General features: G+C 70.4%; 22 protein-coding genes and 1 tRNA gene. 9 read left to right on the forward strand and 14 right to left on the reverse strand.

The features are described 5' to 3' along the window. Positions 1-68: 68 nt before the first annotated feature. Positions 69-941: a helix-turn-helix domain-containing protein gene (locus ACIBK1_RS33455; RefSeq protein ID WP_030511401.1), complete on the reverse strand. Its 873-nt coding sequence runs from the start codon at positions 939-941 to the stop codon at positions 69-71. A gap of 302 nt (positions 942-1,243) precedes the next feature. Between ACIBK1_RS33455 and ACIBK1_RS33460 the strand changes: the two genes are divergently transcribed. After that, positions 1,244-2,167, forward strand: coding sequence for a hypothetical protein (locus ACIBK1_RS33460; protein WP_396739689.1), 924 nt, complete (start codon positions 1,244-1,246; stop codon positions 2,165-2,167). Between the two features lie 167 nt (positions 2,168-2,334). Here the strand turns inward: ACIBK1_RS33460 and ACIBK1_RS33465 are convergent, their stop codons facing one another. After that, positions 2,335-3,576 (reverse strand): glycosyltransferase family 2 protein, encoded by a 1,242-nt coding sequence (locus tag ACIBK1_RS33465; RefSeq protein WP_063754704.1) that lies wholly within the window; start codon positions 3,574-3,576, stop codon positions 2,335-2,337. A 398-nt stretch (positions 3,577-3,974) separates the two neighbouring features. Between ACIBK1_RS33465 and ACIBK1_RS33470 the strand changes: the two genes are divergently transcribed. Next, positions 3,975-5,411: a hypothetical protein gene (locus tag ACIBK1_RS33470; RefSeq protein WP_396739691.1), complete on the forward strand. Its 1,437-nt coding sequence runs from the start codon at positions 3,975-3,977 to the stop codon at positions 5,409-5,411. A gap of 46 nt (positions 5,412-5,457) precedes the next feature. Here the strand turns inward: ACIBK1_RS33470 and rsmI are convergent, their stop codons facing one another. Beyond that, entirely contained in the window at positions 5,458-6,288 is an 831-nt protein-coding gene (gene rsmI / locus ACIBK1_RS33475) for a 16S rRNA (cytidine(1402)-2'-O)-methyltransferase (RefSeq protein ID WP_030511397.1), read from the reverse strand. A gap of 106 nt (positions 6,289-6,394) precedes the next feature. On the opposite strand from rsmI, the gene ACIBK1_RS33480 reads away from it, so the two are divergent. Both ACIBK1_RS33480 and ACIBK1_RS33485 read left to right on the forward strand, forming a co-directional pair. Beyond that, entirely contained in the window at positions 6,395-8,002 is a 1,608-nt protein-coding gene (locus tag ACIBK1_RS33480) for a dolichyl-phosphate-mannose--protein mannosyltransferase (RefSeq protein ID WP_030511396.1), read from the forward strand. Between the two features lie 116 nt (positions 8,003-8,118). Next, positions 8,119-9,462 (forward strand): hypothetical protein, encoded by a 1,344-nt coding sequence (locus tag ACIBK1_RS33485; RefSeq protein ID WP_396739693.1) that lies wholly within the window; start codon positions 8,119-8,121, stop codon positions 9,460-9,462. 38 nt (positions 9,463-9,500) lie between these two features. Here the strand turns inward: ACIBK1_RS33485 and ACIBK1_RS33490 are convergent, their stop codons facing one another. Beyond that, on the reverse strand, positions 9,501-10,343 hold the full coding sequence (locus ACIBK1_RS33490; protein ID WP_396739695.1) for a cellulose binding domain-containing protein: 843 nt from the start codon (positions 10,341-10,343) through the stop codon (positions 9,501-9,503). Positions 10,344-10,471: 128 nt separating this feature from the next. Continuing rightward, the gene (locus ACIBK1_RS33495; protein WP_363530128.1) at positions 10,472-10,882 is read right to left on the reverse strand and encodes a VOC family protein; all 411 of its coding nucleotides are present in this window, start codon (positions 10,880-10,882) and stop codon (positions 10,472-10,474) included. A gap of 80 nt (positions 10,883-10,962) precedes the next feature. Here ACIBK1_RS33495 and ACIBK1_RS33500 point away from each other — a divergent pair, with 80 nt between their 5' ends. Together ACIBK1_RS33500 and ACIBK1_RS33505 are read left to right on the forward strand one after the other, a co-directional pair. Then, positions 10,963-11,919, forward strand: a complete 957-nt coding sequence (locus ACIBK1_RS33500; protein WP_396739697.1) for a helix-turn-helix transcriptional regulator — start codon at positions 10,963-10,965, stop codon at positions 11,917-11,919. 11 nt (positions 11,920-11,930) lie between these two features. Then, complete coding sequence (locus ACIBK1_RS33505) at positions 11,931-12,848, forward strand: amidohydrolase family protein (protein ID WP_036408595.1); 918 nt, start codon at positions 11,931-11,933, stop codon at positions 12,846-12,848. Between the two features lie 10 nt (positions 12,849-12,858). On the opposite strand, the gene ACIBK1_RS33510 is transcribed toward ACIBK1_RS33505, so the two are convergent. Continuing rightward, on the reverse strand, positions 12,859-14,280 hold the full coding sequence (locus tag ACIBK1_RS33510) for a sensor histidine kinase (RefSeq protein ID WP_051762489.1): 1,422 nt from the start codon (positions 14,278-14,280) through the stop codon (positions 12,859-12,861). 548 nt (positions 14,281-14,828) lie between these two features. Between ACIBK1_RS33510 and ACIBK1_RS33515 the strand changes: the two genes are divergently transcribed. Together ACIBK1_RS33515 and ACIBK1_RS33520 are read left to right on the forward strand one after the other, a co-directional pair. Then, entirely contained in the window at positions 14,829-14,960 is a 132-nt protein-coding gene (locus ACIBK1_RS33515; RefSeq protein ID WP_363530123.1) for a hypothetical protein, read from the forward strand. A 290-nt stretch (positions 14,961-15,250) separates the two neighbouring features. Beyond that, entirely contained in the window at positions 15,251-16,666 is a 1,416-nt protein-coding gene (locus ACIBK1_RS33520) for an FAD-binding oxidoreductase (RefSeq protein ID WP_396739700.1), read from the forward strand. Between the two features lie 534 nt (positions 16,667-17,200). On the opposite strand, the gene ACIBK1_RS33525 is transcribed toward ACIBK1_RS33520, so the two are convergent. Together ACIBK1_RS33525 and ACIBK1_RS33530 are read right to left on the reverse strand one after the other, a co-directional pair. Then, positions 17,201-18,142 carry an SDR family oxidoreductase gene (locus tag ACIBK1_RS33525; protein ID WP_396739702.1) on the reverse strand — a complete coding sequence of 314 codons (942 nt, stop codon included), beginning with the start codon at positions 18,140-18,142 and terminating at the stop codon, positions 17,201-17,203. 42 nt (positions 18,143-18,184) lie between these two features. Continuing rightward, positions 18,185-18,808, reverse strand: a complete 624-nt coding sequence (locus ACIBK1_RS33530) for an NADPH-dependent F420 reductase (protein ID WP_030511387.1) — start codon at positions 18,806-18,808, stop codon at positions 18,185-18,187. Positions 18,809-18,976: 168 nt separating this feature from the next. Here ACIBK1_RS33530 and ACIBK1_RS33535 point away from each other — a divergent pair, with 168 nt between their 5' ends. Next, positions 18,977-19,888, forward strand: a complete 912-nt coding sequence (locus tag ACIBK1_RS33535) for a LysR family transcriptional regulator (protein ID WP_396739704.1) — start codon at positions 18,977-18,979, stop codon at positions 19,886-19,888. Positions 19,889-20,162: 274 nt separating this feature from the next. Here the strand turns inward: ACIBK1_RS33535 and ACIBK1_RS33540 are convergent. From ACIBK1_RS33540 to glp, 6 genes are all read right to left on the reverse strand, one after another. Beyond that, positions 20,163-20,239 (reverse strand) — tRNA-Ala (locus ACIBK1_RS33540). Between the two features lie 50 nt (positions 20,240-20,289). Further along, positions 20,290-21,018, reverse strand: a complete 729-nt coding sequence (gene sepX / locus ACIBK1_RS33545; RefSeq protein ID WP_396739706.1) for a divisome protein SepX/GlpR — start codon at positions 21,016-21,018, stop codon at positions 20,290-20,292. 387 nt (positions 21,019-21,405) lie between these two features. After that, positions 21,406-22,047, reverse strand: coding sequence for a GNAT family N-acetyltransferase (locus ACIBK1_RS33550; protein ID WP_030511384.1), 642 nt, complete (start codon positions 22,045-22,047; stop codon positions 21,406-21,408). Between the two features lie 67 nt (positions 22,048-22,114). Continuing rightward, a complete protein-coding gene (locus ACIBK1_RS33555; protein WP_030511383.1) occupies positions 22,115-22,591 on the reverse strand; it encodes a MogA/MoaB family molybdenum cofactor biosynthesis protein in 477 nt (158 codons plus the stop codon). 3 nt (positions 22,592-22,594) lie between these two features. After that, positions 22,595-23,071 carry a cyclic pyranopterin monophosphate synthase MoaC gene (moaC, locus tag ACIBK1_RS33560; RefSeq protein WP_396739708.1) on the reverse strand — a complete coding sequence of 159 codons (477 nt, stop codon included), beginning with the start codon at positions 23,069-23,071 and terminating at the stop codon, positions 22,595-22,597. Then, positions 23,068-24,270, reverse strand: a complete 1,203-nt coding sequence (gene glp / locus ACIBK1_RS33565) for a molybdotransferase-like divisome protein Glp (RefSeq protein ID WP_396739710.1) — start codon at positions 24,268-24,270, stop codon at positions 23,068-23,070. The genes moaC and glp overlap by 4 nt, the downstream gene beginning before the upstream one ends. Positions 24,271-24,274: the final 4 nt, after the last annotated feature.

Below are 24,274 nucleotides of genomic sequence, written 5' to 3' on the forward strand. Positions count from 1 at the left end.
CCTCGGGGAGATGACTCCCCGGGTTAAAACGCCGCGCGCCGCGGACGCGGGCGACGTCTCCGGGAAGGTCAGCCCGCACGGCGGACGGCGGCCGGAGTCGTGCCCAGCCGGGCACGCATCACCCGGGTGAGGTGTTCCCGGTGGGAGAAGCCGCAGCTGACCGCGACCTCGCCGATGGAGGAGTTCCCGGTGCGGAGCAGGCGGCATGCCCGCTGCAGGCGCAACCGCAGCAGGTACTGGTGTGGCGACTCGCCCGTGCTGGCCTTGAACTGCCGGGTGAACTGGCTGACGCTCAATGAGGCCGCGGCGGCGAGATCCGCGACCGGCAGCGGTTCGGCGAGCCGCCGCTCCATCAGCTCCCTCACCCTGGTCATCTGCCGGGACGAAAGGCCGCTCGGGGTTCTGCGCCCCGGGCGCTCACGGCCCGCGCGATGCCGGTGCGCGAGCTGGGCGGCGAGCATCCCGGTCAGGTGGTCCGCATAGGTGCGGGCGGAGGGCTCCCAACGCCGCACGACACCGTGCAGCGCGAGCATGAGCTGCTCGACCAGCGGGTCCTTGGCGCCCAGTTCCTCACGCAGCTCCACCGGCCGGCCGTCGTTGGCCTCACGCAACGCCTCATCCGTGAGGTACGCGTGGACCGTGTCGAGCCCGCCCCCGAGCTCCACCGACAGACTGCGGCCGGCCGGGTGGAGGAAGAGCCCCCCGGCCGGAACCTTCCGGGAATACCAGGATCTCCCCTGGCCACGGCTCACGGTGACAGGGCCGTCGAGGTGCAGGATCAGCAGATGGGTGGGGGCGGGGGCGAACTCGGCGCGGTACGGCCGTTCCCGCTGGGTGGAGACGTACAGGTGCTCCCAGCCGAGTCCTGAACTGTCGCGCTGGGAGGTGATCCAGGGCTGCCGGAGTATCCCGCACGTGTCGACCAGGCCCAACTCCGCCATCTGCCGAACTCCTCATGCCCACATCTCCGGCGGCGGCTCACCGCCGGTCGTATCCCTGTCGCCGTCGGAATGCGGCCGGCCCAGGCCGGGCCGCGTTCCGAGCGTAGCGAGGCCACGTAGCGGGCCTCCGCACCGCCGACAGGTAGGCCGGTCTTCGGGCGCTTGGCCGGTCTCTCCCCGGTTCTCCCTGCACGTTCGGCTCGTTTGTCTGCCCAAAAGCCGCACTGTTCCCGACGAAGGCGGCAGTTGGGTTCGGTAGATCGCTACGGTCGGCTCGTCACCAACCATCCATCGGGGGATAGATGCGTTCCCGTAAATCGTCCTGGCTCGGCCGCACCGGCTCCGCCGTACTCCTGACCGCCGCCGGCCTCGCTGTCACCGGAACTTCGGCGCACGCCGAGGACCAGGCGTACGTGGCCGTCATGGCGGAGAGCAGTCAGCTCGCGCAGGGCGTCACACCGGCCCATGCCAAGCCGTTCCAGTTCGAGATCGTCAACTTCGTCGACTCCGGCACGACGGCGAAGAACGTCACCGTCACCGTCGATGCCGGCAAGCTGGACAGGACCCGTGTCGGCTACCTGGTTCCGAGCGGCTGCACGGCGAACGCGGCCGGATACACCTGCCGACTGGGCGACATGTCCGACTACTCCCGCGACTTCGGAGTTCCGCTGTACAGCCTGGGCGAGCAGGGCGCGGCCGGCACGCTGTCGGTGAAGGTGTCCAGCACGACTCCCGACCCCTATCTGGACGACAACAGCGTCGAAGTGCCGGTCACCGTCGCTCCGTCGGGCTACGACCTGGTCACCTGGGCCCAGGACGTCTACGCCGACGTCGCGGTCGACGGCGACGACGCCGGGGAGACCAATCTGACCCCGGTCAGGCTGGGCCACAGCGTCGCCTTCGACTGGGCGATCCGCAACTACGGCAGCCTCCCCGCCAAGGGGCTGAAGTACGGGTTCAGCCTGCCGCCCGGCCTCACCTTCGCCAAGCAGCCCATGGGCTGCCGCGTCCAGCAGTCGGACGGCTACACCCTGGCGGCCTGCGAGCAGCCGAACGTCACGCTGCAGCCCGGCCAGTCCTTCACCACCGATGTGAACCTGAAGGTCGGCTCGAACGTGCCCGTCGGCCAGCTCCACGGCCAATCGTTGTACGTCTTGGATTACACCACCGACGAGATCGACCAGGGCGACGCGAACACCGACTTCCAGGTGTTCACCAGGCCGTGACGCGGCCCTGAGCCGGACCGGCTCCGCCGGTCGTCCGACGCCCGCCTGGCGGCCGGGTCGTTCACCTGACGCGAGAAGACGCGGCGGGGTGCCGGAGCACCCCGCCGCGTCTTCGATCTTGCGGTTCCCGCGCGAGCCGGCGGGCGGCAGGAGGATCCCGCGGCGCTCTAGGCCACGGACTCGCGGTCGGCGGTGGTCTCGGACTCGCGGCTGACGGCCTCGGCGGCCTCCTCGGCGGCGGACGCCGCGATGTCGACCGGGTTCTCCCGCGTACGGCGGATGCCGAGGATGCTGATGAACAGCGACGCGAAGATCGTCTGGAAGCTCATGACGAACGCGGTCGCCGACGGCACGACGAGACGCAGCGACTCGGCCGGGATCAGCTCGCCGAAGCCGCGGCCGCCCCAGTGGGCGAGCGAGGCCACCAGGCCGACGAGACCGGCCACGGCCAGGGCGCCGCCCGCGAGCAGGCCCTTCTCCAGCGTGACGACGTCCACCAGCCTGCGGATGCGCCGGTCCTCGGGGAGGAAGCCCTCCTCGGCCGCGTACACCTTGGTGAACAACGCGAACAAGACGGCCTGGAAACCGCTGACCACCATCGCGGACGCGCCGACAAGCGTGTCGACGTCGAAGGCGAGCTTGCCGATGTAGACCGGGCCGAACGACAGCGCGGCCCCGGCGACGAGGCCGAGGCTCATCAGCACCAGGCCCGGGATGAAGAACAGCCAGCGCGGGCTGTAAAGCAGCAGGAAGCGCAGGTGACGCCAGCCGTCCCGCCAGGAGCGCAGGTGCGGCGGGCGGGAGCGGCCGTCGGGCGACAGGGTGGTGGGCACCTCGCGGACGTCGAGCCCCTGCAGGGTCGCCTTCACGACCATCTCGGACGCGAACTCCATGCCACCGGTCTGGAGTCCCAGCCGCAGGATCGAGTCGCGGCGGAAGCCGCGCAGTCCGCAGTGGAAGTCGCCGATCGCGCTGGGGAAGAACAGCCGGCCGATGAACGACAGGACCGGGTTGCCCAGGTAGCGGTGGAGCGGGGGCATGGCCCCCGGTGCGATGCCGCCGCGGAACCGGTTGCCCATGACCAGCTCGGCGCCGTCCCGGAGCTGCTCGACGAAGGGCATCAGGCTCGTGAAGTCGTAGGAGTCGTCGGCATCGCCCATGATGACGTACTTGCCGCGAGCAGCCCGGATGCCGCCGATCAGGGCGTTGCCGTAACCCTTCTCGTCAATATGGACAACCCGGGCGCCCGCATCGCGGGCCAGCTGTTGCGAGCCGTCGGTGCTGCCGTTGTCGGCGATGACCACCTCGCCGTCGATTCCGTTCTCGCGCATGCAGGTGAGAGCCTTGCGAACACAGATCTCAACGGTCTCGGCCTCATTGAGGCATGGCATGACAACGGTAAGTTCCACGTCGCAACTCCTCGCATATGACGGCAGGACACCAATGATGCCCGCTTCCCCGTAGCGCCCGAGTCAAGTCCGTGAAACGGCTGGCATTCTGTAACCGTGACTCCACCCACCGCTGGAGCGGCGGGCTCCCCGCGTCGCCGGCCAAGCGGCGTCGCAGAGGACGAGCCCGGCCCGGAGAGTTCTCAGCGCGCCGGCCACGTCGGCGTGCGGGGTATGCCCGCAGGTGACGTGCCGGAACTCCGCCCGGACGGCGCGGTCGTCCTTCGTCACACGCCCGCGGGTGTCCCATGGAAGGCATCGGCGAAACTCGAGGGGAGGAAGCGCGGACTCACCCGCCAGTTGAAGCAGGCGGTCGAATCCGCGCGACTTTGATGGTCGCGATCGCGGATCCTCCATCGGTGAACGTCTCCCCGGCGGGCGGCTGGGGCCGTCCGCTCGCCCTGCTGCGCCGGCACCGGATCTTCGCGGTCACGCTCGGCGTCGCCTTCGTGCTGCGGATCGTCACGATGCTGGGCTTCGGCCCCGCCATGTGGTTCAACGACTCCTACGACTACGTGTCCGTGGCGCTGCGCCCGCGTCCGCACCCGATCCGCCCGGACGGGTACAGCTTCTGGCTGCTGCTGCTCAAGCCGTTCCACAGTTTCTCGCTCGTGGTGTTGACCCAGCACCTCATGGGCCTCGCGGCGGCGTTCCTTATTTATGCGCTGCTGACCAGAAGATTTGGGATGCCAGGCTGGGGGGCGACGCTGGCCGCCGCCCCCGTGATGTTCGACGCCTACCAGATCCAGCTCGAACAGCTGATCATGTCGGACACCATGTTCATCCTGCTCGTCGTGGGCGTGGTGACGCTCGTGCTCTGGCGGGAGCGGATGACCTGGCGGAGCGGCGCCGTGGTCGGGCTGCTGCTCGCGCTGACGGCGCTGACCCGGAGCATCGGCCTGCCCATCCTCGCCCTGGTCGTGGCCTACCTGGTGATCAAACGGGCGGGCTGGAAGCCGATCGCCGCCATGGTCGCCGCGTGCGCGCTGCCCGTGCTGGCCTACATGGGCTGGTTCAAGGCGGTGAACGGCCAGTTCGCGATGACCAACAGCGACGGGGTGATCCTCTACATGAGGACGTCGCTGTTCGCCGACTGCCACAAGATGGACATCGACGAGCGCCGCGAGCTGGAGCTGGCGCTGCTGTGCATCAACGTCGCGCCCAAGGACCGCGGCCTGTCCGCCCAGGCGTACCTGTGGTGGGACGACCAGAACCAGCTCCACGTCTTCGGCTCGGGCATGAAGTTCACCCCCGAGATCAACGCGAACGCGAGCGCCTTCGCGAAGAAGGCGATCCTGGCCCAGCCGGGCGACTACCTGGCCGCGGTGGCCAAGGACTTCTTCCGCGCCTTCCAGTGGGGCCGTCCGCGGTTCCCCGACGCCAAGACCTTCCTGCAGTACGAGTTCGACAACGAGTACACCCGCAAGCTGCCCAAGTGGAGCTCCTACCACAGCACCACGGACAAGGACGCCGAGGCGTACGAGAACGGCCCGGCCGCGACGCACGTGGTCTCGCCGTGGTCGGACATCATGATCGGCTACCAGAAGGTCGTACGGCTGCCGGGCCTCGTGCTGGGCATGCTGCTGTTGTTCGGCCTCTACGGCCTGGCGCGGCGCTGGCGCGACCTCGGCGGGCCCGCGCTGCTGCCCTGGCTGGGAGCGGTGGGGCTCATCCTGGCCCCGGCGGCGACGGCCGAGTTCGACTACCGCTACCTGCTGCCCGCCGCCCCCCTCGCCTGCCTCGCCGCCGCCATCACCGCGCGTGATCTTGTAGTTAGTCGCAGACGTGGCCGCTGACCTGGGCGGCCAGTCTCCGTGATCATCGGTGCGACAAACTACAAGATCACGACGGTGGGGTGGCGTGGACGGCGTTGTAGAGGTCGCGCTTGGGGACGCCGGCCGACTTGGCCACCTCGGTGATGGCCTGCTTGCGCGGCACGCCGGCGCCCTCGCGCCTGGCCACCTCCTCGACCAGTTCCTCGATGCCCGGCGCGGCCTCCTCGGCGGTCCGTCCCGCCACCACCAGCGTGATCTCGCCCCTGACCTCACCCGCGGCCCATTCGGCCAGCTCGCCGAGGCCGCCGCGCCGCACCTCCTCGTAAGTCTTGGTGAGCTCACGGCAGACGGCGGCGGGCCGCTGCGCGCCGAAGGCCTCCGCCATCGCCTCCAGAGTCGCGTGCAGGCGGTGCGGCGCCTCGAAGAACACCATCGTGCGCTCCTCGGCCGCCAGCGCCGCCAGCCGCCTGGACCGCTCCCCCGGCTTGCGCGGCGGGAACCCCTCGAAGCAGAACCGGTCGCTCGGCAGGCCAGAGACCGCGAGGGCGGTCGTCACCGCCGACGGACCGGGCAACGCCGTCACGGGCAGGCCGGCCTCGACAGCGAGGCGGGTGAGCCGATAGCCGGGGTCCGAGACACCCGGCATCCCCGCGTCGGTGATCACGACGACGGTCCGGCCCTCGCGCAGCGCCTCCAGCAACTCGGCGGCCCGCGCGCTCTCGTTGGCGTCGTAGTAGGACACCACGCGGCCGCCGATGGCGATCTCCAGGTCGGCCGCGAGCCGCCGCAGCCGGCGGGTGTCCTCCGCGGCGATCACGTCGGCCGCGGCGAGCACTTCGCGCAGCCGTGGGGAGGCGTCTTTGGGCTGGCCGATCGGGGCTCCGGCGAGAACGAGCATCCGTCCACCCTATGGCGGGCGTGAAACATTCATCGACGAACGGCCAGATGACCGAATCCGCGCGCGACCCGTGTCCTTGGCGGGGACTCACCAGTAATCTGTCCGCGTGGCCGTGACCGACTATTCTCACAAGGCGTTCGAGCAGCCGGAAGAGGGACCACAGGAGAACGCTCCCGCGGTTTCCCTGCGCGACCGGCTCGTGCCGCCCATGCCCGGCAGCGCCATGTGGGGCTGGCTCGGCCCCATCCTGGTCGCCCTCTTCGGCGGATTCCTGCGGTTCTACCGCCTGGGCACGCCGCACTCCGTCGTCTTCGACGAGACGTATTACGTCAAGGACGCCTTCGCCACCATCAAGTACGGCGTCGAGCGGCAGTTCGTCGACGGCGCGGACAAGCTCCTGCTCTCCGGCAACGAGAACATCTTCAAGCAGTGCGGCTCGGTGAGCGAGTGCGCCTCCTACGTGGTGCACCCGCCGGTCGGCAAGTGGCTGATCGGCCTCGGCGAGTTGATCTTCGGAGCGAACCCGTTCGGCTGGCGCTTCGTCGCCGCGCTGCTCGGCACGCTGTCCATCCTGATCCTCGCCCGCACGGCCCGCAGGATGACCCGCTCGACGCTGCTCGGCTGCGCGGCCGGCCTGCTGCTGTCTCTCGACGCCCTCCACTTCGTGCTGTCCCGCACGGCGCTGCTGGACATCTTCCTGATGTTCTGGGTGCTCGCCGGGTTCGCCTGCCTCGTGGCCGACCGGGACTGGTCCCGCAGCCGCCTCGCCGCGTGGCACGAGGCGGGGTCGCCCGCGGACGGGCCGCGGCTGGGCCTGCGGCCCTGGCGCCTGGCCGCCGGGCTGTGCCTCGGCCTGGCCATGGCGACCAAGTGGACCGGCGGCTTCTACATCGCCGCCTTCGCGATCATGACGCTGCTGTGGGACGTGGGCGCCCGGCGGGCCGTCGGCACGCCCCGGCCGTACGGAACGGTCATCCGCCGCGACCTCCCGCTCGCCGCGGCGTGGATGGCGGCCGTCCCGATCGTCACCTACATCGTGTCGTTCACGGGATGGTTCGTCACCGACAAGGGCTACGGCCGCAACTGGGACCAGGCCACCTCGAGCGGCCCGGTCTACTTCGTCATCGACTCGCTCCGCTCGTGGTTCGACTACCAGAAGCAGGTGTTCAGCTTCCACACGGGCCTGGAGGCGACCCACCCGTACCAGTCCGAGCCGTGGCAGTGGCCGCTGCTGCTGCGCCCGGTGGCGTTCTTCTACGAGTCGCCGAAGAACTGCGGCGCCGCCTCCTGCTCCTGGGCGGTCCTCGGCACCGGGACGCCGATCATCTGGTACGCCGGTCTGCTCGCGCTGATCGGCATGATCGCCTGGTATGTCGCAACCCGCGACTGGCGGGCGGGCGCGGTGCTGCTCGGCTACGCCGCCGGATGGCTGCCGTGGTTCTACTTCGCCGTCGCGGACAACCGGACGATGTTCATGTTCTACGCGATGCCGATGGTGCCGTTCATGATCCTGGCACTCGTGCTGGCGTGCGGATTGATCATCGGCAGGGAGGACCCTGCCCGGCCCAACCGGCGGGTGGTCGGCACGGCCGTGGTCGGGGCGTTCGTGCTCCTGGCTCTGGTCAACTTCGGCTGGCTCTATCCCGTGATCGCCGCCGAGTCCATCTCGTACGACTCCTGGCACGCGAGGATGCTGTTCGACTCGTGGATCTGACCCCCCCGTATCGTTGGGCGCGTACTGTGCGCCCTAGGGTGCACCCAGAGGGGGGGTGGTCGCGAGTGATGCCCGGTCGTCGTCAACGATGGGGTCGATACGGCAGACTGCGGGTCATGCCCGCACCTGACGTCGCCGCGCTCCTCGCCCAGCTGGAGCGCTCCGAGCCGGACATCGCCGAGTCCGCCCGCGTCGCGGTCGAGTGGCTCGCCGGCGGCGAGGCGCTGGAGACCATCAGTCAGTTCGATGTGTGCGAGTTCCTCTGGTACACGCTGCCGATCAAGGTGCCGGGCGACCAGACGACCATCGCCAGGGCTCTCGGCCGGCTGCTGCGGCTCGCGGGCATGGAGCGTTACGCCGCCCTGTGCGACTCCCCGGCCACCGTCCGGATCCTGCTGACGTACGTCAGGGAGGGCGAGGAGGCCGGAGCCGCGGCCTACCACCGAGAGCTCGAGGCCACCGGGGTGCTGCCCCCGGACGTCGCCGAGCTGTCGTGGAGCTCGATCATGGGGCCGGAGGAGCTCGGGGCGCACGTCGCGTGCGCGGCCGCCCTGGAGCTGGCCATCGTGACCGGCGACCCGGTGGACCGCGAGGAGCTGACCCGCCGGTGGCTCACCGCGCCCCGCCCGGAGCTGGGCGGCGACTGCTGGCTGCACCGGGTCCACGGCGAGCGGCTGAACCGCTGGGTGCTCGGTCGCGGCACCGCCCGCCGCGAGCTCGCCCAGCCCTTCGAGGTGCGGCTGCACGCCCCCATCGCGGCTCCGGACGAGCCGCACCTGGAACCGCTGCGCTGGCTACTCGGCCTGGCCCGCACCGGGGTCCGGCTGACCGAGCGGCTCAACGTCGGGCGTGCCGTGGCCGCCGAGGCGGCCGACCGGTTCGGCTGGGGCAATCGGACCAGGTCGGGGGCCGTACGCGGCGAGGCCGACGTGCCCGCTCTCACCGAGCTTCGGCAGATCGCCGTGCACGATCTCGGGGCGCTGAGGCGCAGCGGCCGGAGGCTGGTGCTCACCACCACCGGCAGGAACCTGCTGGACGACCGCGCCGCCATGTGGGACGCGGCGGCGCCCACCCTGCTCGTCCCCGCCCCCGGGGAGCACGACTTCGAGGTCTCCATCCGCGAGTCGGCGCTGATGATCCTGGTGGACGGCGACGTGGTGCGGGACGGCGAGCTGCGCGACCGGGTCGCCGAGGTGGTCAACGGCGAGGGCTGGCGCGCGACGGACGGCGGCCGGGTCGGCGGCGCCGACCTCACCGGTCCGCTCGCCCGGCTCCGCCACCGCCTCGACGCCCTGGGCCTGGATGGTCCGGGCCGAGCGCCCGAGGGCGCCGGCCGTGAACCCGAGACGCGTGTAGCGGGCGCCCCGCCGTGGCGGCTCACGGACGCCGGGCGGCGCGCCGCGCTGGCCGCGCTGCGCGCCCAGGCCCTGCGCCCCCGCCAATACGCCGGCCTCGGCTGAACGCACGGGCTTCTCCGTGCCGTGCCGACGACGTCACCTCACGTCGTGACGATCTTCACGGTGCAGGGCTCGCCGTTGAGTCGCCACTGCATCGGGTTGGAACCGCCCCCGGCGTAGGAGCCGTTGAAGCCGAGGTGCACCGTCTGACCGGGAGCGATGTCGGTGCCCCAGGAGGGAGCCACCGCGGTCACCTCGGCACCGGTCTGGGACCAGGTGGCCGACCATCCCAAGGACACCGTCTGGCCGGGATTGGTGAACAGGAACGTGAGCCGCCAGTCCCGCACGGGCGTGGTGCCGGTGTTGGTGAGCTCGATGGTCGCGGTCATCCCGCCCGCCCAGGTGACCTGCCGGTAGTCCACCCGGCAGTTGATCGTCCGTGGGGACGGCGACGGCGTGGTGATGACGTCGTTGTAGATCCGCACGGTCACCGACCCCGACGCGGGTGAGACGGCCCCCAGTGTGTCCACGGCCACGACGTGCAACTCGTGGTCCACGTACGCGACGCCGCTGGGCGGCCAGCCCAGGGCGAAGGCGCCACCGGTGGCGTCGGGCCCGAAGGTCGCTACGCGGAACGTGACGCCGTCGCGGGTCTCCATCACCCGGTAACAGGCGATGCCGTCCTCGTCGGTGGCGGCGGCCCAGCGCAGGCTGACCGAGTTCAGCAGGACGCTGACGATCTCCGGCGTCCCCGGAGCGGTCGGCGGCGTGCCCGCGGACGGTGTGCCGGGCTCGCACGGGATCGGCGTGGGCGGTGGCGGCGCCGTCGTGAGGGCGTAGGCCGCGGCCCCCGGCTCGGTCTCGACCACCACCGGCGCGACGAGCGCGGCGACCGCCAGGAGCACCGCCGTCAGCCAGGCGCTCATCTCCGTCTTCGATCTCATCGGCGGCACTCCTCATGTCGGTCGACGGCCCCGATGACGTGATCGTCCGTATCGGCGGGCGGCCGGTCAACGGACGCCGGCGCGGCAGGCCGTACGCGCCTGATGGGCCGCGCACGGCGCTGCAACTTTCAGCCGCGGCCTTCGAGGACCTCCAGGTAGTGGGCGTTGTACATGATCCCGAGGATGTTGCCGAACGGGTCGGCGACCGAGGCGGTGACGAACCCGGGACCGCGCTCCGTCGGCGCCTCGTGCTGTTTGGCGCCCATCGACAGCAGTCTGTCCAGCACCGCCGTGAGGTCGTCCACGTGCCAGTAGACGACGGCTCCGGCCGGTTCGGCCGTCGGGTGCGGCGCGTAGCGCCGGTCGATGAACCCGAGTTCGTGCCGATGGTCGCCGAGGCGGAATTCGGCGTAGGCGAGCCGCCCGTCCGGCCCCCTGCGCTCGAAGTACGCCTCCACGCCGAGCACCTCGGCGTACCACCGCGTCGCCTCCTCGACGTCGTCGGCCCAGAAGTTCACGGTCGTCAGTCCACGCAACATCTCGTGCTCCCTTCCTCGGAGACAAACGCTAGGAGGGCTTGAGGAACGTACGGTTCCGCAATGCGCGGGAGACTGTGACCATGCTGGAAACCTCCGTACGGCTGCTGCGGTTGCTGGCGCTGCTCCAGACCCGGCCCGGATGGTCCGGCGCCGACCTCGCGGACCGGCTCGGCGTGACCACCAGGACCGTGCGCAACGACGTCGAACGGCTGCGCCACCTGGGATACGAGATCCGCTCGGCCACCGGCACGGCCGGCGGATACCGGCTGGGCGCGGGGTCCTCGCTGCCCCCGCTGCTGCTGGACGACGAGGAGGTCGTCGCGGTGGTCGTCAGCCTGCAGGCCGCCGCGGGCAGCACCGTGACCGGCATCGAGGAGACCTCGCTGCGCGCGCTCGCCAAGCTTCAGCGGATGCTGCCGTCCCGGCTGCGCCACCGGATCGAGGCCGTGCGCGCCGCGACGGTCGCCGTGCCGGGGCACGGTCCCACGGTGGACCCCGAGACGCTGACCTCGATCGCCGCGGCCGTCCGCGACCATGAGACGCTGCGGTTCGACTACCTCGACCACCGGGGGCACGAGGGACGCCGCACCGCCGAGCCGCATCGGCTCGTCTTCACCGGCCGGCGCTGGTATCTGCTGGCCTGGGACGTCGACCGCGCCGACTGGCGGACCTTCCGCGCCGACCGCGTGCGGCTCCGCGTCCCGAACGGCCCCCGCTTCACCCCGCGTGAACCGCCCGAGGGCGACGCCGCCGCCCACGTCGTACGCGGGGCGGGCTCGGCCGCCTGGCGGCACCGGGCCGTCGTACGGCTGCACGCGCCCGTCGAGGTCGTGGGCGCGCGGCTCACCCCCGCGGCCGGGCTGCTGCGCGCCGAGGGCGCGGACACCTGTGTGCTGGAGACCGGCGGCGACTCGCTCCGCAACCTGACGGCCTTCCTCACCGCGCTCGACGTGCCCTTCACCGTGCTCGACCCTCCCGAGCTGCGCGCCCACCTGCGTGCGCTGGCCGCGCGCTACCTCGCCGCAGGAGGCGGATAACGTGTGAGGTCATGCCCGACGAGATACTCACCGCAGACGACGACATCCGATACGTGAACGCGTTCTGGCGGAGACTGGGCCTGCCCGGCCTGATCGACGTCCACACGCACTTCATGCCGGAACGCGTCCTGACCAAGGTGTGGGCGTACTTCGACTCGGCCGGGCCGCTGGTCGGCCGGGCCTGGCCCATCGCCTACCGGCTGCCCGAGGACGACCGCGTCGAACGGCTCAGGGCCTTCGGCGTGCGCGCGTTCACCTCCATGCTCTATCCCCACAAGCCCGGCATGGCGGAGTGGCTGAACGACTGGGCCGCCGATTTCGCCGCCCGGGTGCCCGGCTGCCTGCACACGGCGACGTTCTTCCCCGAGCCCGGCGCCGGGCGGTACGTCGCGCGGGCCATCGAGCGGGGCGCCCGGGTGTTCAAGGCGCACCTCCAGGTCGGCGCGTACGACCCGAACGACCCGCTGCTCGACGATGTCTGGGGGCTGCTGGAGGACCACGGCATCCCGGTGGTCACGCACTGCGGGTCGGGCCCGGCCCCCGGGCCGCACACCGGGCCGGAACCGATCGCGGCCCTGCTCTCCCGGCATCCCCGGCTGCCGCTCGTGATCGCCCACATGGGCACTCCCGAGTATGCCGAGTTCCTCGCCCTGGCCCTGCGTCACCCGGCGGTCTGCCTGGACACGACGATGGCCTTCACCGGCTTCACCGAGGAGACCGCGCCCTTCCCCCGGGAGGCCGTCCCGCTGCTGCTGGAGCTTCAGGACCGCGTCCTGCTCGGCACCGACTTCCCCAACATCCCCTACCCGTACGCCGAGGCGCTGTCGGCCCTCGCCGGCCTGGACCTCGGGGACGGGTGGCTGCGCGCCGTCTGCCACGACAACGCCGCCAGGGTCTTCGGCCTCCAGTCGGTCACGTCGGAGACATGACCTCGTCGTTTCACGAGGAGACGCTGTCGTCGGTCGAAGCCGTCGTCTCCGCGTCGGGAACGGCCGGGAGGCGCAGGACGAAGCGGGCGCCGACGGGGCTGTCCTCGATTCTCAGGCTGCCTCCGTGGGCCTCCGCGATCTGCCGGGCGATCGCCAGACCCAGCCCCGCGCCCCCCGCGTTCCTGCTGCGCGCCGTGTCCACCCGGGTGAACCGGTCGAACACCATCTCGCGCTTGTCCCGGTCGATGCCCGGCCCGTCGTCGCTGACTTCCAGCACCGCGGTGCCGTGATCCTCGCCGGGTTCGTGCCGTACGGACACGGTGACCGTCGTCCTGGCATGCCGTTCGGCGTTGTCGAGGAGGTTGGTCAGCAGTTGAGCGAGACGCACCCGGTCGCCGACCACGACGACGCCGGACTTGAGGGCGCATTCGACATGCTTGGCCTCCTGCCGACGGTTGCGCAGCTCCGCGGCCACGAGCACGGCCAGATCGACCCTGCACTGTTCGCCGCACGCGCCCTGCTCCAGCCGATCGAGGGTCAGCAGGTCGTGCACGATCGCCTGCAGCCGGTCGAGACTGGGCAGGAGGGCCGCACCCAACTGGGGCACGCTGGTCTCCTCAGGTGCGAGGAGGCCGTCCTCCACCTCGGCACGCATGGCGGCTATCGGGGTGCGCAGATCGTGGGAGGCGTTGGAGACGAACTCGCGCTGGTGTCGCAGCGCGCTCTGCACCTGGTGCAGCGCGCTGTCCAGCCGGCTCAGCGTACGGTTGACGCTGTCGGCCATCGCGCGGATCTCGTCGTCCGCGGGCGGCATCGGCACCCGGCGGCCGGGGCAGGTCTCGTTGATCGTGTCCAGTTCCGCGCGGATGGCGTCCATCGGCCTGAGCGATGCCCGCACGTCTCGGTACCCCAGATAGGTGATGGCCGCGGCCAGCGCCGCGGCACTCACTCCCACCAGCGCGGCCAGCCAGGGATCGACCCATGGCGGCACCTCCGGGGCCGCGCTGTAGACCAGCCATCGGCCGCTGCTGCGGTGCGCCCACTGCGCCACGACGACGTGGCATCCGGGGGTCGGGAAGTCGCCGCTGCACACGGTACGGGTCACGCTGTTCCTGGTGTCCGGCGGAAAGAACAGCGCCATTCTCGGCTTGCCTCGCATGTTCGCGGTCGAGGCGACCACAGTGCCGGAGGGGTTGACCACCTGGAGATCGCGACTCTTGTACACGTCGAGCGGGTAGGTCAGTTCCCCCCGCTCAAGCTGGACGGCGACGCGGCCACCCGCCGCCGTGATCTCCCCTGTGGTGTCGTCGCTGGCGTAATGATGGACACCCATCATGATGGACAGGGCCAGCAGCGCACACAGAAAGGCCGCCGTCACCCCGGTGAACAGGGTGATGCGGAACGTGATGGAGAAGTGGTCGTGCAGGCGCATCCTCCCCCCTCCTGGCCAGTGGACCATACGAGGCGGAAAGAGCCGGGAAAGAGGTGATTGTCCTATCTCGACAGGTCGCCACGGCCGATCCACGTCTTGGGCGGAACACCAAGGAATCCCCGCCTCTCGTTCGTAGGCGCCTCTGGGCGGGACACCCGCGGCCGCTCGGACGTTTACCGGAAAGCGGAGAGGCCGGGCCGCACCCCGGCACCGCGGTTGATCATGTGGGTGCCGGGGCCTTTCTCGGTCGCGGTCAGCGGCAGCTCGTGGAGGGTGGCTGAAGGCCGTGGTGCCGAAGGAGACGCACGACACCGATTTGGACGATTTAGTCCAGTTTGGTTGACCGTTGATGCCCCTTGAGGCGTCCCATCGACCATCGAGCACACAACCCGCTCGCAGGCCTATCGACATCTTTGATCTCGCCGCCAGGCGCTCGCCGCTCACCGGGCACAACGACTCCGAATCCATACTAGTCTGGACCAGTTCGTCCAGTTTTGGCTGGATCGTACATGCCGCGCAGGCAAAGACTGGACACACCGAGGTGCCGGATGAAGGCGATTGTGGTGACGGATCAGGCCGCGGGAACGGCCGGGATGACGCCGGCCGAGCGTCCCGAGCCGGAGGCGGCGGGGAACGACGTCCTCGTTGCGGTTCACGCGTCGGGATTCACCCCGGTGTGAACTGTCGTGGCCATCGAACTGGACGGATCGCCTCGGGCGTGACCGGACGCCGTCGATCCCCGGGCCCGAGTCGGCCGGTGTGATCAGCGCCCTTGACTGTGGAACGACGGGGCTGTCGGCGGGACAGCGGACGTTCGGCCTCACCGACTGGACTCGCTGCGGCACCCTCGCGGAGCACGCGGCCGTCGAGGCGCGCCCCCTCACGTCGCTGCCGGGCGATGCCGGCATCACGGTGGTCGCGAGCCTGCCGGGAACGCGACACCCCAAAGAAATACTTGGAGACACACCCTGTGAGTGCAACGCCTTCTGACTTCAATGCCGAGCGTGTCCACGAGGAGGTCGCAGAGCTCGCAACCGAGATACACGGGCCGTTGCTGGTGCCGGGTGAGGAGGGTTACGCCGCGGAGAGTAGTGCGTACAACCTCAACAATCCGCTGGAACCGGCGCTGGTGGTCGGCGCCGCGAACACGGGCGACGTACAGGCCGCAGTGCGCTTCGCCGCACGGCACAATCGGCCGGTGGCGGTGCGAGCCACGGGACATCAGGTCATCCGATCGACGCGCGAAGCCGTACTGATCAATACCTCGCGGTTGAACGGAGTGCACGTCGACGCCGTCAACCGGATCGTCCGCGTGGAGGCGGGAGTGTGCTGGCATGAGGTGGTCGAGAAAGCGGCCGAGTACGGCCTGGCGCCGCTGAACGGCTCCTCACTGGACGTCGGAGTGATCGGCTACGTCCTCGGGGGCGGGCAGGGCCCTGTCCTCAGCCGGTCCCAGGGTTATGCCTCAGAACACGTACAGATGATCGAGGTCGTGACCGCCGACGGCGAACTGCGAAAGGTGACGGCGGACAGCGAACCAGACCTGTTCTGGGCGCTGCGCGGAGGCAAGGGGAACTTCGGGGTAGTGACCGCACTGGAGATGTGCCTGTTCCCGGTGACGGAGTTCTACGGAGGTGGACTCTATTTCGCCGGAGAGCAGATGGCCGAGGTCCTGCACGTCTGGCGGACGTGGGCGGCCGGACTGCCGGAGGAGGCCACCACCTCGGTCGCGGTCCAGCGGCTGCCTGCGTTGCCGGAACTACCTGAACCGCTTCGCGGTGCGTTCGTGCTGCACGTGCGGTTCGCCCACCTCGGCCCCGCCTCCGAGGGAGAGGCCCTGATCGCCCCGATCCGGGCCGTCACCACCCCACTGCTGGACGCGGTGACGAAGATGCCGTACACGAGCGTCGGCATGATCCACATGGATCCCCCGCAGCCGATGCCCTACTACGACCGGACCACGGCGCTACGGGAACTGTCCGCCGAGACCATGGACGCCTTCATCGAACTCACCGGGCCGGGCTCGGACTGCCCGCTGGCCAGCGTGGAAATCCGTGCCCTCGGCGGAGCGCTGGACCGGGAGCCGGCCGTGCCGGACGCGGTGCCCACACGAGGGATACCGTTCATCGTGTTCGCCGCCGGCGTCGGCGGGCCTGACCAGGCCGGTCTGCTGCAGGGGTACCTCGACCGGATCATGCGCCGCCTCGCCCCGTGGGCGGTTGAGGGCAACCGCATGGTGAACTTCCTGTCCGCGGACGAGGCCACCACTGCGGAAGAACTGCGTCTGGTGTACGGCGCGGACCGCTACCGGCGTCTGGCTGAGATCAAAAAGGCGTACGACCCACTCAACGTGTTCCGGGTGAACCACAACATCGTGCCGGCGTAACCACTGGGGTAAGTCCGTCTGCCACACGATCAGCTGCAGGCGGCTCTGGACGTCACACAGGCGCGTCACCCGCTGTTGTCCGTCCCTATCGAAGACCACACGGACAGCCGTGTGATTGATCAGGCGTTTCGTGTGTCGTGGTGGGTGGCGATGCCTCAGGCCACCGCTGTATCAGGACCATGTTCGTGTAGGCGCCGGGCAGAGCGATGGGCTCGCTGATGAGACCCGCTTCTTCGAGGACTTCTCGGCGGAGGCCGTCGCTGATGGCCTCCCCAACTCGAGGACTCCGCCCGGCGCTTGCCAATGGCCGTTGTCGGCTCATCGGGTGAGCAGGACGAGGTCATGGTCGCCGATGATTACGCCGGCAACACTCACCGAGTGCGTTTCGCCGGGGTCTGGTTCTCCTGGTCGGCCAGGTCAACCGGTTCACGCCGCCTGCGATTACCGCCTCGCCGAGGCCAACGCCGCTCGGATGGTTCCCAGGAAGCCCACAGTGGTCACGATCTCAGCCTCTTTCGATCCGAGACCCTGCCGTCAGCCGGCGGGGAAGTAATGGCCGTTGTCCAGGTCGTCAAGCAGTCGCGGCTGAACCGGTTCCCACCCGAGGATCTGACGGGTGATGGCGTTGGACGCCGGGTAGCTGCGCGTGACGATGTTGGCGAGGAACCCGAAGTATCCCGGCAACACCAGTTCGTCCATGGGAATACTCAGGGCAGGCAGGCCCAGGCGGCTGCCGATCGCCTCGGAGATTTTCCGGAACGCGATGCCCTCATCCGCTACCGCGTGCCAATACCGGCCCGCCGGCCCCTTCTCCAGTGCCAACCGGAACAAAGAGGCGGCATCACGGATGTGCACGGCGTTCCACAGGTTCGCGCCGTCCCCGGGGTAGCCGGCGAAACCTCTCTCCTTCGCCAGAGCGATCAGCTGTACGAGGAAACCCCGACTGTCTGTGGTGCTGTGCGCGATGTTCGCGATCCGCACGACCGACGACCGCACTCCTCGTTCAGCGAGCCCGATCACGGCCGACTCCACGACATTACGAGCATGCAGAGTGCCTTTGTGCTCGTCGCGGACGGGCAGGGCCGGGTCCTCCTCGGTGGCCGGCCGGCCCAGGTCCTGCTGCCCGGGCGAGCCGATGCTGCCGGCCACAACCAGCGGTTTTCCGGTTCCCTCCAGCGCCTCGCCGTAGGCGAGCATGATGGGGACCTCCGCGGCGGCCACGGCATCGATTCCACCGGAGAAGAGCAGGTCCTGTCGATGCGCGACATGGATGACGCCGTCGAACTCCGCGGCCGTCTCCCGGAGCCCGGTGAGATCCTCGAGGTCGCCTCGACGCACCTTGGCGCCGAGCGCGGACAGCGCCGCTGCCGCCCCGTCCGACCGGGCCAGGCCGGTGACCTCGTGACCGGCGGCGACGAGCTCGGGGACAATGTGGGAACCGGAGTGGCCGGTTCCACCGGTAACAAAAACGCGCATGATATGGCTCTCCGTGGGTGAAGAAGTGTGGGTGTGATCGGTTCAGCGGAGAGTGCTGATGCCGAGGGTGAAGTCGAAGGTCCCGACACCGTTTCGGGCGAGGCTGATCATCAGCAGGCCCAGCCCTTCCAGCCAGTGCGCCATCTCCAGGCCTCCGGCATCCAGCGGGCGCAACCCCAGGCTTTCGATGAACGCCGAGACGGTTGCCTTGGCTTGAGCGTCGTCGCCGGCGAACAACACGTCCAGCGAGCGGCCCGGAACCAGCGTGTGCCCGAAGACGGTGTTGAACGCCTTCACGACGTGTGCGCTCGCCGGGGCGGCGTCGGCGATCGCCTGTGCGGCGGACGCGCCGTCAGCGGTGACCAGCCCGGTGGCGTCGGCGTTGACCGGGTTCGTGAGGTCGATGATGACCTTGCCGGCCAGCGCGTCACCGTACTGGGTGACCACGGGCACGGCACTGGCGTTCGGGACCGCGAGGATGACGATGTCGCCGGCTGGGGCGGTGCCGAACGTCACGGCCGTAGCGCCGCCGCCGAGCGCCGCGGCCATCTCCTTGGCCTTGGAGATGTCGCGGCCGATGATTTCGACGTCGTTGCCGCCCGCGACCACGCGGGCGCCCAGGGCGCGGGCCATGCCGCCCACGCCGACAATGCTGATGCCGCTCATGAGTCATGCCTTTCTGAAGCTGCGAAGGTCGTCGACGAACAAGTCATCGACGCCTCGGGAAGCGCGCTGTTCGGCGCTCGACCCGAACGTGCCACCAGCCGATCTCGGTGTCCAAGACCTCTTGTGGCCGTGGCGATAACCTGAAGGCATCACCAGACGGGGGGCGTGATGGATCTGGATTTACGCAAGCTGCGCTACTTCGTCGCGGTCGCTGAGAGGTTGCACTTCGGCCGCGCCGCCGACGACCTGCACATCGCGCAGCCGGCCCTCAGCCGCCAGATCCGCGCGCTCGAGCATGACCTCGGCGCCCCTCTGTTCGTCAGGGACAGCCACGGCGTGACGCTGACCGACGCGGGCCAGCAGTTGCTGGACGACGCCGGCCCGCTACTGGCCGCCGCGCAGGGGGTCCGCCGCCGGGTGAGCGTTGCTGCGCGTGGCATCCGGCGGCTGACGGTTGGTTTCCGGGTCGGTGTCGCCGTCACACCAGCGGTACGGGCGTTCGAGACCCGGCATCCGGATGTGATCGTCGACGTACAGCGCATCGAGGGGGATGAACAGGCCGCGATGCTGCTCGACGGCCGCATCGACGTGGGCTATGTACGGCTGCCGATCGACGAGGCGGGCCTGCGCGTCACCCCGCTGTACACCGAGCCGCGGGTGGCGGTGCTGCCCGCCGACCACTGGTTGGCCGGCAAGGAACAGATCACCGAGGCCGACCTGGCCGGCGAACCGCTGGTCTGGAACGCCGACCCGAGCACGCAGCCCACGAGGCGCCCGCACCCGAACGCCGGATACCAGGTGCGCGGGGTGGACGAGACGCTCGAGCACGTCGCAGCCGGCCGCGGTATCTCGTTTCTGGCCCGTTCAGCGACCGTGTTCTACTCCCATCCGGACGTCAGCTACGTGCCCATCCCGGACCTGTCCCCCGAACAGGTGTGCCTCGCCGTTCCGGCGGCACGCACCTCGCCTCTGGTCGACGACTTCGTCGCCGCGGCTCGGGCGACCGCCGAGATCACAGCGGAATGCGGCAACTACGAAATGTGGCAGCTCGGAGGCGAATCCGCCGCCACGAACGGTTGATCGATCCGGCCGGCCACGACAGCGCCAACCGAGGGCCGCGCTCACCGCGATGCCGAACACCACGGGTTCGATCGTTGCAGCCCCCGATCGTTGAACCGCAACACCGCATGACGGCGCGACCCGCCCGGCCGTTGACTTTTCGCTGACTGCCGGCAGCGGGAACGAGGCGGTAGCCGTACCGATCGGCCTCGACGGCGAACGGCCCCGGACGTGGCGGTACGGCCCCGGGCAGCGAAAAGGCCCGCCAGGTGGATCACCTGACGGGCCTTCGTCGTGGTGGAGCTATGGGGATTTGAACCCCAGACCCCTTCGATGCGAACGAAGTGCGCTACCGGACTGCGCTATAGCCCCAACGACCTCGACTAGATTAGCAAACTCTGCGGGGTGTTCGCGCCACCGAATCAGTCTCCGGCCGCGCGGCGTCCGTCGGCGTACTGGTCGAAGACCTGGACGCGCTTGCGCGCCTCGAACTTGATGATCTCCGCCTCGTGGACCGCCGCGGCCAGGGCGCGGCGGTGCTCCCGCCGGCGGCGCAGGTGCTCGGCCCGCGCCAGGGCGGCCTTCTCCCGCTGCTCCCTGTCCGCGCGCACGGCCACGCGCAGCACGGCGAGGTAGCCGAGGAGGAGCGCGCCCGAGGGCGCGACGGCCCACCAGGGCATCACGCGTACGGCCGCGGTGACCACGGAGGCGAGCACGAGCAGGATGCTCCACAGGAGCCGACGCCGGCGGCGGGCGAGGATCCGGGCGCGGCGGTGCGCGGCGACGCGGCGGGCCCGGGCGTGCCGCTCCGCCGCGATCCGGTCCGCCGTGACGGCCTCGGCGCCCGGCTCCGCGACGGAAGACGCGGCGGGACCGGCGGAGCCCGATGACGCGGCCGGCGGGGCGACGACGGTGTCGGCGTCGCCCGCGTCCGCATCGGCGTCCGCGTCTGCGTCGGCGTCGGCGGAGTCGTCCGCCGAGACCTCCGGAGCCTCGGTGAAGTCGGCGGCGGGCGGCTCGGACAGCGTGGACGCCTCCGCCTGCTCCTCGAACAGCTCGTCGTCGGTGTGCCGGTCCCGGCGCAGCCACATGGGCAGCAGGACGCTGAGCCACATGACGACGATGGCGAGGTAGAGCAGGGCACTACCCATGCGGCCACCTCCGGACCGCCGTACGGGCGTGCCTGAGGGCATGGTGAACACATCCGTGGCCCTGTGTCGGCGGAGAGGTGTTCACGTCACGCACCGTAGGACTGTGTGTCACTGAATGACGAGCATTCAGTCCGGTGTGTCGCGAGATCGTCAAAGCTCTTCATGTAATTCGATCCCGTGCGAGCGCGCATTCCCACAGGCCACGCCCGTCGTCCGCCGTGAGGACCCGCTACCGGTGGGCCAGCGGCGGCCGGGGGGCGAGGGACGGGGTCCGCTTCCGCAATGGGATGCCTCCAGTGACGCGGTTTCGGTCTACCGCCACCGAGCATCACAGCGCCCGCTAGTGATCGGCTTGTCCTTCGATTGCAGCCGGTCGTGCGCCGTCTCCTACCCCGGGCTGGACTCGCTGCGGCGGGCGGCCGAGTTCATGGTGCGGCGCCACTGGACGAGTAGTCCGCGCGGCACGTCCTCGACGGTCAGCGCGTAGCAGATGTGGTCGCGCCATGCGCCGTCGATGTGCAGCTGACGCCGGCGGATGCCCTCCTCCCGGAACCCGAGCTTCTCCACGACCCTGCGGCTGGCCTGGTTCTCCGGCCGGATGTTGGCCTCAAGGCGGTGTAAACCGGTCGTGAAGAAGCAGTGGTCCACCGCCATGGCGAGCGCGGTCGGGATGATGCCCCGCCCGGCGAGCGCGCCGTCGACCCAGTAGCCCACCTGCGCGGAGCGGGCCGACCCCCACACGATCGCCCCCACGGTGAGCTGCCCGGCGAACCGCCCCTCGTACGTGACCACCCAGGGCATGGCCATCCCCTGGCGGGCCTCGCGGCGCAGCGTGCCGACCATCGAGACGTACGGCCCGAGGCCGGTGCGGAACAGCGGGGTCTCGGGGTTGCTCGGTTCCCAGGGGCGGAGCCATTCGGCGTTGCGCAGCCGGGTGTCGCGCCAGTCCCGGACGTCACGCAGGCGCAGCGGCCGCAGCCCGACGGGCCCCTCGGCCATGGATGCCGGCCAGCCGCGAAGTCGATCCATTCGTCAATCATCCACCGGAACACGGTCAACGCGCCACGCGGGACGCGCCCCGGGCTCGGCGGACTCCTCAGCGGGCATGGTCGCCGCCGTGGATCTGGTCGACGACGTGGGCCAGGATCGGGGTCAGCACGGCCATGCCGTCCCGTACGCCGCCGGAGGACCCCGGCAGGTTGACCACCAGCGTCGTGCCCGCCTGCCCGGCGAGACCGCGGGACAGGATCGACGTCGGCACCTTCTCCCGGTTGACCTGCCGTACGGCCTCGGCGATGCCGGGGATCTCCCGGTCGAGCACCCGGCGGGTCATCTCCGGGGTGAGGTCGAGAGGGGTGACCCCGGTGCCGCCCGTGGTGACGATCACGTCGTAGCCCGCGGCGACGCCCTCGCGCAGCGCGGCCTCGACGGCGTCCCCGTCGGGGACCACGCGGGGCCCGTCCACCTGATCGCAGCCCGCCTCCTTGAGGAGGGAGGCCAGCAGCGGCCCGGAGCGGTCCTCGTAGACGCCCGCGGACGCCCTGTTGGACACCGTCACCACCAAAGCGCGCACGCCTTACTCCTGTCCGGACCGGGTCCAGTGGCCCGTCTTGCCGCCCGTCTTCTCCTCGACCCGGACATCGCTGATCACCGCCGCCGGGTCGACCGCCTTGACCATGTCCACCAGCGCGAGCGCCGCGACGGTGACGGCCGTGAGCGCCTCCATCTCGACGCCCGTCCTGTCGGCCGTACGGACCCGGGCGGTGATCTCCACCCCCTCGTCCACGACGGCCAGCTCGACCTTCACGCCGGTCAGGGCGATCGGGTGGCACAGCGGCACGAGGTCCGGGGTGCGCTTGGCGCCCATGATCCCGGCGATCCGCGCCACGCCGAGCGCGTCGCCCTTGGGCACGTCTCCCGCGCGCAGCACGGCCACCGCCTCGGACGACAGCAGCACCCGCCCGGTCGCGACGGAGGCACGCGCGCTCACGTCCTTCTCCGAGACGTCCACCATCCGAGCGGCGCCCGACTCGTCCACGTGAGTCAGCTTCATAGCGGTATCACCTCCACCTCGGCGCCCTCGGGCAGCGAGGTCTCGTCCTCCGGCACCACGATCAGCGCGTTCGCTGCGGCCAGCGCCGCGAGCTGGTGCGAGCCCTGCCCGGTCACCGGCGCGACGGTTTCTCCCGTCCCCTCGGTGTCTCTGCTCAGCACGGCCCGCAGGTACGACCGCTTGCCGGCCGGGGACCGCACCGGCCCGGTGACGGTCGCGCGCACGGTCGCGGGCGGCCCGGCCGGGAGTCCCTGCATCGCCCGCAGGGCCGGCTTGACGAAGAGCACGAACGACACGAACGACGAGACCGGGTTACCCGGCAGCGTGAAGATCGGCACACGGTCGGGCCCCACGACGCCGAAGCCCTGCGGCATGCCCGGCTGCATGGCGACCTTCTCGAAGGTCACCGTCCCCAGCGGCGACAGGGCCTCCTTGACCGGCTCGTACGCCCCCATGGAGACGCCGCCGCTGGTGATCACGGCGTCGGCCCGCAGGAGCTGGGCGTCCAGCGTGTCCATGAACTCCTTGGGGTCGTCGGTCACCGAACCGGCCCGGAACCCCTCCGCCCCGGCCTCGCGTACGGCCGCGACGAGCATGAAGCTGTTGGACTCCCAGATGTGGCCCGCGCCCAGCGGGGTGCCGGGCTCGCTGAGCTCGGCACCCGTGGACAGCACGACCACCCTCGGCCGGGGCCGCACCAGCACCCGGCGCCGGCCCACCCCGGCGAGGATGCCGATCTGGGCGGGCCCGATCCTGGTGCCCTCGCGGAGCACCACGTCGCCCGCCCGCACGTCCTCACCCGCCCGCCTGATCGCGTTGCCGGGCGGGGCGGGCCTGTCGATCCGTACGCGGGCGGTGCCGCCGTCGGTCCACTCCACGGGAACGACGGCGTCGGCGCCCGCGGGCAGGGGCGCCCCGGTCATGATGCGGGTGACGAGGCCGGGGCCGAGGGCGTTCAGCCCGTCGTCCCCCGCCGCCACGTCCCCGATCACGGGCAGCGTGACGGGCACCGCGGCCACGTCCGCGGCCCGCACGGCGTAGCCGTCCATCGCCGAGTTGTCGAACGGCGGCAGCGGGACGGGCGAGGCGACGTCCTCGGCCAGCACGGCGCCGAGGGCGGACTCGATCTCGACCTCGAGCGGTGCGAGCGGTCGCACCGTCGCGAGGATGTCGGCGAGATGGCGGTCGACGGGCTTCATCGGC

The sequence above is a fragment of the Microbispora rosea genome (assembly GCF_044460045.1).
Classification (GTDB): Bacteria; Actinomycetota; Actinomycetes; order Streptosporangiales; family Streptosporangiaceae; genus Microbispora; species Microbispora rosea.